At 67.1% G+C, this 12,334-nt stretch carries 10 protein-coding genes; 1 reads left to right on the forward strand and 9 read right to left on the reverse strand.

What is annotated here, in order from left to right:
• Positions 1–281: 281 nt before the first annotated feature.
• Positions 282–2,852: an ATP-dependent chaperone ClpB gene (gene clpB / locus F0Q34_RS19605; RefSeq protein ID WP_149814017.1), complete on the reverse strand. Its 2,571-nt coding sequence runs from the start codon at positions 2,850–2,852 to the stop codon at positions 282–284.
• A 133-nt stretch (positions 2,853–2,985) separates the two neighbouring features.
• Here clpB and F0Q34_RS19610 point away from each other — a divergent pair, with 133 nt between their 5' ends.
• Positions 2,986–3,747, forward strand: a complete 762-nt coding sequence (locus F0Q34_RS19610) for an MOSC domain-containing protein (protein ID WP_149814018.1) — start codon at positions 2,986–2,988, stop codon at positions 3,745–3,747.
• A 56-nt stretch (positions 3,748–3,803) separates the two neighbouring features.
• Here the strand turns inward: F0Q34_RS19610 and F0Q34_RS19615 are convergent, their stop codons facing one another.
• From F0Q34_RS19615 to F0Q34_RS19650, 8 genes are all read right to left on the reverse strand, one after another.
• Positions 3,804–4,250 carry a DUF4167 domain-containing protein gene (locus tag F0Q34_RS19615; protein ID WP_149814020.1) on the reverse strand — a complete coding sequence of 149 codons (447 nt, stop codon included), beginning with the start codon at positions 4,248–4,250 and terminating at the stop codon, positions 3,804–3,806.
• Positions 4,251–4,432: 182 nt separating this feature from the next.
• Positions 4,433–5,320, reverse strand: coding sequence for a peptide chain release factor N(5)-glutamine methyltransferase (gene prmC, locus F0Q34_RS19620; protein WP_149814021.1), 888 nt, complete (start codon positions 5,318–5,320; stop codon positions 4,433–4,435).
• On the reverse strand, positions 5,313–6,368 hold the full coding sequence (gene prfA / locus F0Q34_RS19625; RefSeq protein ID WP_149814022.1) for a peptide chain release factor 1: 1,056 nt from the start codon (positions 6,366–6,368) through the stop codon (positions 5,313–5,315). Before prfA ends, prmC begins: the two co-directional genes overlap by 8 nt.
• A gap of 10 nt (positions 6,369–6,378) precedes the next feature.
• Complete coding sequence (gene hisS / locus F0Q34_RS19630; RefSeq protein WP_149814023.1) at positions 6,379–7,701, reverse strand: histidine--tRNA ligase; 1,323 nt, start codon at positions 7,699–7,701, stop codon at positions 6,379–6,381.
• A 6-nt stretch (positions 7,702–7,707) separates the two neighbouring features.
• The gene (gene ispG, locus F0Q34_RS19635) at positions 7,708–8,838 is read right to left on the reverse strand and encodes a flavodoxin-dependent (E)-4-hydroxy-3-methylbut-2-enyl-diphosphate synthase (RefSeq protein WP_149814025.1); all 1,131 of its coding nucleotides are present in this window, start codon (positions 8,836–8,838) and stop codon (positions 7,708–7,710) included.
• Positions 8,839–8,904: 66 nt separating this feature from the next.
• Complete coding sequence (locus F0Q34_RS19640; RefSeq protein ID WP_149814026.1) at positions 8,905–9,888, reverse strand: helix-turn-helix domain-containing protein; 984 nt, start codon at positions 9,886–9,888, stop codon at positions 8,905–8,907.
• 93 nt (positions 9,889–9,981) lie between these two features.
• A complete protein-coding gene (locus tag F0Q34_RS19645) occupies positions 9,982–11,031 on the reverse strand; it encodes an NAD(P)H-dependent flavin oxidoreductase (protein WP_149814027.1) in 1,050 nt (349 codons plus the stop codon).
• 5 nt (positions 11,032–11,036) lie between these two features.
• The gene (locus F0Q34_RS19650) at positions 11,037–12,257 is read right to left on the reverse strand and encodes an aspartate kinase (RefSeq protein ID WP_149814028.1); all 1,221 of its coding nucleotides are present in this window, start codon (positions 12,255–12,257) and stop codon (positions 11,037–11,039) included.
• Positions 12,258–12,334 lie beyond the last annotated feature (77 nt).

A 12,334-nucleotide genomic window follows, 5' to 3' on the forward strand; every position in this document is an offset into this window, starting at 1 on the left:
AAACCAGATCGCCAAAACAAGGCCATCCAACCAAGTCTCTATTCCAGAAAACCCGATGCAATTTTGAATGAACGTGGCGCCCCACCGAAGCAGGCCGCCCCTTCGCCTATTTGGAAGGGAGAGGTATCTAGGATCTTCGATCCTCGAAGTCAACTCCGTATCCTGGCTCAGGCCTCAGATTTCAGCGCCTCGCGGCAGCCTCGTCGTCGGGAGGCGGCTTTTAGGCTCGCCTCCCTCGCCTGTCAAACGCTTTGGCCAAAAAATTTTGGCAATCGCATTTGTCAGCTTTGAACCGACAAGCTCAGGCCATCCTGATCCGCCGAAACATGCACGACGCTGCCATCGACAATCCTGCCTTCCAGCAACATTCCAGCCAACTGGTCCTGCAGGTTACGCTGAATGACACGCTTCAGCGGACGTGCGCCATAAACCGGATCGTAGCCGGCCTCTGCCAGCCAGGCCAAAGCCGCCTCATCAAGCTCCAGCGAGATCTTGCGGTCCTCCAGCAAACTCCGCAGGCGCCCGAGCTGGATCTCCACAATGGTGCTCATGTCCTTCCGCGCTAGCCTGCGGAACAGCACGATCTCGTCGAGCCTGTTGAGGAACTCCGGCCGGAAACGGCTCCGGACGACGTTCATCACCTGCCCACGCACCAGATCGACATCCTCACCTTCCGGCTGGGAGGCCAGGATCTCGGAGCCCAGATTGCTGGTCAGCACGATCAATGTGTTGCGGAAATCGACCGTCCGCCCCTGCCCGTCCGTCAGCCGCCCATCATCCAGCACCTGAAGCAGGACATTGAACACGTCCTCATGGGCCTTCTCGACCTCGTCGAACAGGATCACCTGGTAGGGCCGGCGGCGAACGGCCTCGGTCAGGGCGCCACCTTCCTCATAGCCGACATAGCCGGGCGGAGCGCCGATAAGCCGCGCCACCGCATGCTTCTCCATGTATTCGGACATGTCGATGCGAAGCAGCGCCTTGTCGTCATCGAACAAAAAGGCGGCGATGGCCTTGGTCAGCTCCGTCTTGCCGACACCAGTGGGGCCCAGGAACAGGAAGGAGCCGATTGGCCTGTTCGGGTCCTGCAGCCCAGCCCGCGCCCGGCGGACTGCCTTGGACACGGCCTCCAGCGCCTCCTCCTGCCCGACCACGCGGCCCCGAAGCGTATCCTCCATGCGCAGCAGCTTGGCGCGCTCGCCCTCCAGCATCTTGTCAACGGGAATGCCGGTCCAGCGGCTGACCACCGCGGCGATGCCTTCCTCGGTGACCGCCTCGTTGACCAGCCGACCACCATCACCGCTTTCCGCGATCTGGCGCTCAAGCTGAGGGATCACGCCATACAGCAACTCGGAAGCGCGGCCGAGATCGCCCTTGCGCTGCGCGACCTCCACCTCGGTGCGCGCACGGTCAAGCTCCTCCTTGGCCTTCTGCGCGGCAGCCAGCTTGCCCTTCTCCTCCTGCCAGGAAGCACTCAGGGCATCCGACCTTTCCTCAAGCTCGGACACCTCGCGCTCCAGCCGGGTCAGGCGGTCGCGGCTGGCCGCGTCATCCTCCTTCTTCAGGGCCTCGCGCTCGATCTTCAGCATCAGCAGGCGGCGATCGACCTCGTCGAGTTCCTCGGGCTTGCTATCCACCTGCATGCGAAGGCGGGAGGCGGCTTCGTCGACAAGATCGATCGCCTTGTCGGGCAGGAAGCGGTCGGTGATGTAGCGGTTGGACAAGGCAGCCGCCGCGACCAGGGCACTGTCCGCGATGCGGACACCATGATGCAGCTCGTACTTCTCCTTGATGCCGCGCAGGATCGACACCGTGTCCTCGACGCTGGGCTCCCCCACGAAAACAGGCTGGAAGCGCCGCGCCAGGGCGGCGTCCTTCTCCACATGCTTGCGGTACTCGTCCAGCGTCGTGGCGCCGATGCAGTGCAGTTCGCCGCGCGCCAGGGCGGGCTTCAGCAGGTTGGAGGCATCCATGGCGCCATCCGCCTTGCCGGCGCCGACCAGCGTGTGCATCTCGTCGATGAACAGGACGATCTCGCCCGCGGCCTGCTCCACCTCCGTCAGGACGCCCTTCAGCCGCTCCTCGAACTCGCCACGATACTTGGCGCCCGCCACCATGGCACCGAGGTCCAGCGCCAGGACCTTCTTGTTGCGCAGCGCCTCCGGCACGTCGCCATTGACGATGCGCAGGCTCAGGCCTTCGACGATGGCGGTCTTGCCCACGCCGGGCTCGCCGATCAGCACAGGGTTGTTCTTGGTGCGGCGGGCCAGCACCTGGATGGCGCGGCGGATCTCCTCGTCACGGCCGATCACCGGGTCGAGCTTGCCTTCGCGCGCCGCGGCCGTCAGGTCGCGGGCATATTTCTTCAGCGCGTCGAAGCTCTGTTCGGCGCTGGCGCTGTCCACCTTGCGGCCCTTGCGGATCGCAGCAATGGCGCCATCCAGCTTCTGCGCAGTCGCGCCCGCCTTGGTCAGCGCCCGGCCAGCCGGGGTATCGCTCGCCGCCAGCGCCGTCAGCAGGCGGTCCTGCGCCACATAGGCATCGCCGGCCTTGCCGGCCTGCTGCTGCGCGGCATCCAGCACCCGCACGATGTCCGGCATGAACTGGGGCTGCCCAGCGCCGCCGCCCTGCACCCGAGGCAGGCGGGCCAATTCGGCCTCCACCGCCTCCAGCACCGGCTTGGGATCGGCGCCGGCAGCGCGGATCAATCCGGCCGCCGCACCCTGCTCGTCGTCAAGCAAGGCCTTCAGCAGGTGCTCGGCGGTGATGCGCTGGTGATATTCGCGAATTGCGATGGTCTGGGCAGCTTGCAGAAAGCCGCGCGCACGCTCGGTGAATTTCTCGATATCCATTCGGTCCCTCCATTGAGGCAACCGGGCCGGGCATCCCAGGCAGGCGATGCACGCCCCGTTCGTGATTGCGATGTGGTAGAGGATTGGTCATCCCTTCAAGGGGATACCCGAGAAAAAAGCAGGAGCTGAACCGATGCGGGTCGAGAAGCTGTATCGTTACCCGGTAAAAGGCCTCTCGGCTGAGGCACTGGAGGAAACCGAACTGGCCACGGGGGAGTGCATCCCGCATGATCGCCGTTTCGCGCTGGTTCAGGGGGATGCGCCCTTTGACGTCACGGCGCCGCGCTTCCTGCCGAAGCAGAACTTCGCCTGCCTCATGGCCAATGCCCGGCTGGCGCTGGTGAAGGCTGCCTTTGACCCGCATGACCACTGCCTGTCCCTGCGGGTGCCGGGTCAGCCGGTCTTCTTTGCCGACACGCAAACGGCCGAAGGAAGGGCTTCCATCACAGCCGCCCTGACGGCCTTCCTCGGTGACGAGGCACGCGGCACGCCCTATTTCACCGAGGCGCCGGGACATGCTTTCACAGACCAGAAGCGGAAAGGCATCTCGCTGATCAATCTGGCCAGCCTGGAAGCGCTGCAAAAGGCGACGGGCCTGCGCCTCGATCCGCTGCGCTTCCGGGCGAATGTTTACTTCACCGGGTTGCCAGCCTGGGCGGAATTCGACTGGCTGGGCCAGGAGATCATGCTGGGGGGCGCCAGGCTGTCCGTGTTCAAGCGGACGGTCCGCTGCCCGGCCACCCAGGTCAATCCTTCAACCGGGGAACGGGATGCCGATGTGCCGCGGCTGCTACGGGAACATTTCGGCCATGCGGATCTGGGAGTGCACGCGGCGGTGACGGAAAGCGGCAAGGTCGCTCTGGGTGATGCCCTGGAGGCCCTGATGCCGGCCTGAGGCACGGCTGGAAAAGCAACCGGCGCGGGCTTGGTTCCTGCGCCGGCAGCCGATCGCTACTGCACCGTTTCGCGCTGTTCCGGGCTTTCGTTGGATTCACCATCCAGGCCCGACTGCGCATGGCCATTCAGGTCGCCATGCTCGCCGGCACCATCGCCATCCTCGCCAGAGGAGCCGCCACGCCGGGGCTGCTGATTCTGCTGCGCCTGGGCCGCCTGGGCCATGGCGTTCAGGATCCGGAAGTAATGCTCAGCGTGCTGGAAGTAGCTTTCCGCCATGACGCGGTCGCCGCCGCTCGTCGCATCGCGGCCAAGCTGCAGGTACTTCTCGAACAACTGCTGCGCGGTTCCCCGCAACCGCATATCCGGGCCGTTCGAATCGAACACATGGTTGCGGTTCATGGGTTGATGGCCGGTCTGGCGGAACTGTCCGCCGCCGCCGCCGCCACCACCTCCGCCGCCGTGGCGGTGACCGCCGCGGCCGCGCATGCGCTTCATGTTCATTGGTATAGCGTTCGCCGTCTCATGCTGACGCCATCCGACACGTGGGGGTCCAGAAACGGACCCGGACACGCCGGGCAGCTTGCTGATGGTATTGCATCACCGCGGAACCGGTGGGGTGGCTTCAGCCTGCCTCCATCCGGCCGGTCCAGCCGGGGAATTTCACCCGGGGCCGCTTCCACACCCTAACCGCGCAGTGCCGAGGCGCCAAACGGTTTTTTCACCAACAAGGCCCGTTCAACCCCGCCCAGATCCGCATGGCAGCCCTGCACGACAAGCCCTTCCGCTCCGGCCAGGGCTGAAACGGCTGCGGCCTGGCCAATTCCAAGCTCCAGAACCGCATGGCCGCCGGGCTTGAGAAGGCGGGGCAGGACCTGCGCCAGATGACGGTAGGCGTCCAGGCCGTCCGCCCCTCCATCCAGCGCCCGCCCCGGCTCGAAGCTCCTCACCTCGGGCATCAGCCCAGCAATGGCACCCGTCTCGATATAAGGAGGATTGGACAACACCAGATCAAAGGATGCATCGAGCGCATCCGCCCAATGCCCGGCCAGAAAGGCGGAGCGGTCCTGCAGGCCGTTGCGCCGGGCGTTCCGGCGCGCCAAGTGGGCGGCCTCCTCGGACAGGTCGACCCCGACGCCAAAGGCGCCCGGCCATTCCGAAAGCACCGCCAGCAACAGGCAGCCGGTTCCGGTGCCGAGGTCCAGCACGCGCCCCGATTCCGGGCGGCTGACAGCCAGCGCGGCCTCGACCAGCGCCTCGGAATCCGCCCGTGGCACAAGGGTGACGCGGGAAACCTCCAGATCCAGTGTCCAGAAGCCCTGATGGCCCAGGATCAGCGCCAGCGGCTCCCGGGCCAGCCGGCGCCGCAGCATGGCCGCGAAGCCTGTGGCCGCATCGGGCGGAACCGGCATCCGGGCCTTGCCGAGCAGGTCGGACGGCTCCTGCCCCATGGCCGCCCCAAGCATAAGACGTGCCTCAAGGCGGGGATTCTCGATGGCGGCGGCGCGAAGATGCTGCCCCGCGCGACACAGGAAGGCGCCCACCGTCCCAGCGGGATCCGAACAATCAGACACCTTCCGCCGCCAGCCGCGCGGCCTCGTCCTCGGCGATCAGCGCATCGAAGATCTCGTCGAACTCGCCCTGCATCACTCGTTCGATCTTGTGCAGGGTCAGGCCGATGCGGTGGTCCGTCACGCGGCCCTGGGGAAAATTATAGGTGCGGATGCGCTCCGACCGGTCACCGGTGCCGACCTGCGCCCGGCGATCGGCCGAGCGGCTGGCGCTGGCCTGGGAGCGCTGCTGCTCGTAAAGCCGCGCCCGCAGGACCTTCATCGCCTTGGCCCGGTTCTTGTGCTGGCTGCGCTCCTCCTGCATCGCAACCACCGTTCCCGTGGGAAGGTGGGTGATGCGCACGGCGCTGTCCGTCTTGTTGACGTGCTGCCCCCCTGCGCCGCTGGCGCGGTAGGTGTCGATGCGGAGATCCGAATCCTGGATCTGGATGTCCACATCCTCGGCCACCGGCAGCACGGCCACGGTCACGGTCGAGGTGTGGATGCGGCCCTGCGCCTCGGTGGCTGGCACGCGCTGGACCCGGTGCACGCCGCTTTCGAATTTCAGACGGGCGAAGACCCCCTGCCCTTCCACCTCGGCCACCGCGCCCTTGATGCCGCCCAGTTCCGATTCATCATAATCGAGCACGCCGAAGCGCCAGCCATGGCCGGCGGCGTAACGCTGATAGGCGCCAAACAATTCCGCCGCAAACAGGCCGGCCTCGTCACCGCCCGCCGCCGGGCGGATCTCCAGGATCGCGCTGCCCGCATCGGCGGCGTCGCGCGGCAGCAGCAGAAGCTGCAATTCCCGCTCCAGCACCGGAACGGCATCCCGCTGCGCGTAATACTCCGCTTCCGCCAGCTCGCGCATCTCAGGGTCGGACAGCAACGCTTCCGCCTCGTCACGGGCCTGCCGCGCCTGCCGCAAGGCGTTGACCTTCTCCACCAGGGGGTCGAGTTCCGACAGCTCCTTGGAAAGCTGGCCCACCTGCGCGCCATCGGCGGTTTCCAGCATGGCGCGCAGCTCGTCCGCCCGGTACAGGAGCCGGTCAAGCTTCTCCGACAAGCTCATTCCCGGCCGCTCATTCGTCGTCGGCGCCGCCTTCGTCGGCCGCCAGCTCCATCTCCTCGACCATCTGCTCCAGCATGGCGTCCACCACGCCGGCGGCGGCCAGGGCCGGCAGCAATCCGGCGAGGCCCACACGTTCCTGGGTGCCATCCGCCAGGTTGCGGACGATCACCACATTCTCGGCCACCTCGCTTTCGCCGATGATGATGGCGGCCTGGCTGCCGATGCGGTTGGCGCGCTCCATGCGGCGCTTCAGATTGCCCTTATAGGCGACTTCCCCGGGGACGCCGGACGCGCGCAGCAGCTGCACCAGGTCGATGGCGGCGCCTTCCTCCGCCTCGCTGACGGGAACCACGGCAACGGGGCGGTTCGGCTCGGGGGTTTCCTCCAGAAGCTCGGCCAGCCGTTCCACCCCAGCCGCCCAGCCGACCGAAGGCGTCGGCGGGCCGCCCATCTCCCCGACCAGCCCCTCATAGCGGCCGCCGCCCATCACCGTGCCCTGCGCCCCGAGGCGGTCCGTGACGAACTCGAAGGCCGTGTGGCTGTAATAGTCCAGGCCGCGAACAATGCGCGGGTTCTCCCGGAACGGCACGCCGAAGCGCTCAAGATACCGCTTCACGGAGGCATAGAAGGTCGCCGCCTCCGGCGTCAGGTGCTGGTGGATCGTCGGCGCCTCAGCCACCAACCTGCGGTCGCCTTCATCCTTGCTGTCCAGGATGCGCAGCGGGTTCTTGGCCAGCCGATCCTGGCTTTCCTCCGACAGCCGCTCCTGGTGCTGGGTGAAGTAAGCGATCAGAGCGGTACGGTATGCATCGCGCGACACGCTGTCGCCGAGCGTGTTGATCTCCAGCACGACGCCTTCGTCGATCCCAAGCTGCTGGATGATCTGCCAGCCCATGGCGATCACCTCCGCATCGGCCAGCGGCTCGGCGGCGCCCAGGATCTCGGCGCCGATCTGATGGAATTGGCGGAAGCGGCCCTTTTGCGGCCGCTCATAACGGAACATCGGGCCGGCGTAGAACACCTTGCGCGGCATGCCGCCCTGCGTCAAGCCGTTCGAGACCAGCGCCCGGCAGACGCCCGCCGTGCCTTCCGGCCGCAGCGTCAGGCTGTCCCCGCCCCGGTCCTCAAAGGTGTACATCTCCTTCGACACCACATCGGAGGTCTCGCCCAGGGAGCGGGCGAAGACCGAGGTGCTCTCGAAGATGGGAGTCGCCCATTCCTCCAGGCCATACAGGCCGGCGACGTGGCGGGCGGTCTCCACCACGTGATGATGGCGGCGGAAGCTGTCGCCGATCAGGTCCTTGGTGCCGCGAACCGGCTGCATTCCGCTCAACTCGTGTTACTCCGCCGCCTGCTTTGCGTCTTCGGTGGCCTTGGCTGCCGCGATCTCGGCAGCCTTCTCTTCCACCAGCTCGATGATGTGCTCGATCATGTCGGTGCCCGCCACGGTGTGGTCGGTTCGGCCCGCGTGATAGACCATGTGCCGGTTGTTGCCGCCGCCCGTGACGCCGATATCGGTCATCAGCGCCTCGCCCGGCCCGTTCACCACGCAGCCGATGATGGAAAGCGTCAGCGGCGTCTCGATATGCGCGAGGCGCTCCTCCAGGGTGGCGACCGTTTCGATCACGTTGAAGCCCTGCCGCGCGCAGGAGGGGCAGGAAATGATCTTCACGCCGCGGTGCCGCAGCCCCAGCGACTTCAGGATGTCCCAGCCGACATGCACCTCCTCCTCCGGCTCGGCCGAAAGGGAAACGCGCAGCGTGTCGCCGATGCCGGCCCAGAGCAGGCTGCCCAGCCCGATCGAGGACTTCACCGTGCCGGTACGCTTTCCGCCTGCCTCGGTGATGCCGATATGCAGGGGATGGTCGCAGGCTTCGGCCAGCTGCTGGTAGGCGGCGACGGCGAGAAACACGTCCGACGCCTTCACGCTGATCTTGAATTCGTGGAAATCAAGCTCCTGCAGGTGGGCGGCATGCCACAGGGCGCTTTCCACCAGCGCCTCCGGATTGGGCTCGCCATATTTCTCCAGCAGATGCCGCTCCAGGGAGCCCGCATTGACGCCAATGCGGATCGAGCAGCCATGGTCGCGCGCGGCCTTCACGACCTCCTTCACGCGATCCTTCGAGCCGATGTTGCCCGGGTTGATGCGCAGGCAGGCGGCGCCGGCCTCGGCCGCCTCGATGGCGCGTTTGTAGTGGAAGTGGATGTCGGCCACGATCGGCACGTTGACCTCGTGCACGATCTCCTTCAGCGCGGCGGTGGAGGCCTCGTCCGGGCAGGACACCCGCACGATGTCCACGCCCGCCAGCTCCGCGCGGCGGATCTGCGCGATGGTGGCGGCGGCGTCCTCGGTCGGCGTGTTGGTCATGGTCTGCACGGTGATCGGGGCATCCCCGCCCACCGGAACCTTGCCGACATGGATCTGCCGTGACTTACGGCGCAGGATCTGCTGGTACGGACGATAGGACATAGGCGGTCAGGCCTCCCGCTTCGGCATGCGGGCGATATGGCAGCACTCCGCGCTCCGGCCAAGCGCCTATCGGGCGGGCGGCTCCCGCGCCGGGATCTGGCCGGGTTCCGCGGCCTTCAGGCGCTCGGCATCCAGCGCGATGTCCCGCCGCACGCCCATCTGGTTCGTGAAGGCCGCGCTGGTGGTTCCGTCCACCTCGACGGCCAGGGCCTCGATCCGCCCGGTGGTCAGTAGAAGGCCGGAACGCTGCGGCACCTGCCAGGCTTCACCCACCTGCAGCAGGCGGCTGAGCACCACCCGGTTGGTGGCGGGATCACGCACCTGGATCCAGCATTCCTGCATGGCCCGCAGCAGAAACGCCGGCTGCGCGGCAGGCTGCGTCGCGGCCACCGTGCTGACCGGCGGCGGCGCTGGCGCGGCGGGGGCCGGCGCGGCAGGCGAAGGGCTTCCGGCCGGTGGAACCGCCGGAGCGGGCATTGACGACGTTGCCACCGACGAAGGTGGCGCCGGCGTGGGAGGCGCCGCCTGGAACACCGGAGGACGGGTCGCGGGCAATGGCGGCTGCCCCGCTTCGCGCGCGGCGTCCTCCAGTTCAGGGGTCAATGCCGCGACCTGATCAACAGAGCGGCCGGCCGAACCGCTCCAGCTGTACCAGGCGGCATAGCCGCCCAATGCCACCAGCGCCCCGAGCAGCACCAGCGCCCCAGTCGGCACGCCGCGGTCCGGAACCGGCTCCGGGAACACCAGATCCCGTCCCTTGCCCTGCTGGCCCGCGACTTCGCGGAAGCGCCGCACCGCATCGGATGCATCCATGCCCACGACCTGGGCATAGGAGCGGATGAAGCCCGCGCCATAGGCGGCGCCCGGAAGGTCGCGCCAACGGCCTTCCTCCAATGCTTCCAGGTAGCGGCGATTGATCTTGAGGTTGCCGGAAAGATCATCGAGGCCGATGCCCAAGGCCAAACGCGCCTGCCGCAGCTCATCCCCGACGCGCACCGCCTCGGCCGATTGCATCTGCACGGAAGGGTTGCGCTTCAGGTCGTAGGCCACGCGGTTCACCTTTCGCGCTGGCGGTCCGGGGACCGCCGACTCGCCTCTGCGGCCTAGCCGCAGGGGTGAGCATCGCGCGTCAGGCGAACAAGATCAAATCCGTTCCGACCTTTGCCGCAGCGCGGCGGCCGCCTGGTCCATCAACTGGGAGAGGATTTCCGCAACAGGCTGTTCCTGCGTCACCATGCCGACGCTTTGCCCGGCCATGACGCTGCCATTCTCCACATCGCCATCCACCACGGCGCGCCGCAGGGCACCGGCCCAGAAATGCTCGATGTCGAGTTGCGCCGCTTCCTTGGAAAGCTCCCCGGCCTTGAAACGGCGCACCATCTCGGCCTGATGCTCCATGAAGCGCTTGGTGCCCTCGTTCTGCAGGGCGCGCACCGGGATCACCGGGAAGTCCGGGTCCAGTTGCACCGTCGGCAACGCATCCCGCGCGGCGCCGCGGATAAAGGCGCGCTTGAAGTTCGGATGCGCCACGCATTCCGTGGCACAGACGAAGCGGGTGCCAAGCTGCACGCCGGCCGCGCCCATCTCCAGATAGGACAGGATCGCCTCGCCCCGGCCGATGCCGCCGGCAACAAAGACCGGAACATCGCGAATGCCCGGCAGGATCTCCTGCGCCAGCACCGTCAGGCTCACCGGACCGATATGGCCGCCTGCCTCCGAGCCCTCGATCACCAGCGCGTCGGCGCCGGAACGGACCAGCTTCTTGGCCAGCGCGAAGGCGGGAGCGAAGCAGATGACCTTGGCGCCGCCTTCTTTCGCCGCCTTGAGAGCGGGGCCGGGAGGAATGCCGCCGGCGAAGACGATGTGCCCCACCCCGGCATCCAGGCAGACCTGCACCAGTTCCATCAGGTTCGGATGCATGGTGATCAGGTTGACGCCGAAGGGCTTGTCCGTCAGGGCCTGGGTGGCCGCGATCTCCTCCGCCAGCCGGTCCGGCATCATGGCGCCGCAGGCAATGACGCCGAAGGCCCCGGCATTGGACAGCGCCGACACCAGATGCCGCTCGCTAACCCAGCTCATCGCCCCCCCGAGGATGGCGTAGCGGGTGCCCAGAAAGGCGGCACCCCTCGCCATCATCGCGTCGAGAACGGCAGCCGGGCTGGAAACCAGCGGCCGGCCTGCGGGGAAATCCATTCCCATCAGCCCTCGGCGTCCAGGCCGTAGGCGGTGTGCAGGGCCCGCACCGCCAGCTCGGTGTATTCGGCGCCGACCAGGACGCTGGTCTTGATCTCGGAGGTGGAGATCACCTGGATGTTGATCCCCTTCTCCGCCAGCGACCTGAACATGGTCGCGGCGACGCCGGCATGGGAGCGCATGCCGATGCCGACGATGGAGATCTTGGCGACGTCCGGATCGGCCAGCATCGCCTCGAAGCCGATCTCGGCCCGGGCCGTCTCCAGCACTTCCTTGGCGCGCGGCAGGTCGGTCTTGCCGACCGTGAAGGTCATGTCCGTGGTGCCATCGGCGCCCAGGTTCTGGACGATCATGTCCACATTCACGTTCGCGGCCGAGAGCGGCCCGAAAACCAGCGCCGCGATGCCGGGCTTGTCCGGCACCCGGCGCAGCGTCACCTTCGCCTCGTCGCGCGAATAGGCGACGCCCGTCACCAGCGGCTGTTCCACGATCTCATCCTCATCCACGACCATCGAGCCGGGCTTGTCCTCGAAGGAGGAAAGCACCTGGACCCGGACCCGCTGCTTCATCGCCAGCTCGACCGAGCGGGTTTGCAGCACCTTGGCGCCGACCGAGGCCAGCTCCAGCATTTCCTCATACGCCACGGCCGGCAGCTTGCGGGCGCGCGGCACGATGCGGGGGTCGGTGGTGTAGATCCCGTCCACATCGGTGTAGATGTCGCAGCGGTCGGCCTTGACCGCGGCGGCGATCGCCACGGCGGAAAGATCCGACCCGCCACGGCCCAGAGTGGTCACCCGGTTGTCCGTCCCGATGCCCTGGAAGCCTGCCACCACGGGCACCTGGCCGCTTTGCATCCGGGCGATCAGGGCGCTGCCCTCGATCTCCTCGACGCGAGCCTTGCCATGGCTGTCATCGGTGCGGATCGGCACCTGCCAGCCCTGCCAGGAGCGGGCATCCACCCCCAGCGTCTGCAGCGCGATGGCCAGCAGGCCAATAGTCACCTGCTCGCCTGTGGCAACCACGGTGTCGTATTCGCGCGCGTCATGCAGCGGCGACAATTCCTGGCACCATTTCACCAGCTGGTTGGTCACGCCGGACATGGCGGACACCACCACGGCGACCTCGTTGCCGGCGTCGACCTCCCGTTTCACCCGGTTGGCGACGTTGCGGATACGGTCCAGGTCGGCGACGGAGGTGCCGCCGAACTTCATCACAATGCGGGCCATGCGGGCTCTTGCGGTGGTGGAACTGTGGGCTGCCCCCTGTTGCGGACAGCAAAGGGCTGGGACAGATAACTGCGGCG

The sequence above is a fragment of the Teichococcus oryzae genome (assembly GCF_008386565.1).
GTDB lineage: Bacteria > Pseudomonadota > Alphaproteobacteria > Acetobacterales > Acetobacteraceae > Pseudoroseomonas > Pseudoroseomonas oryzae.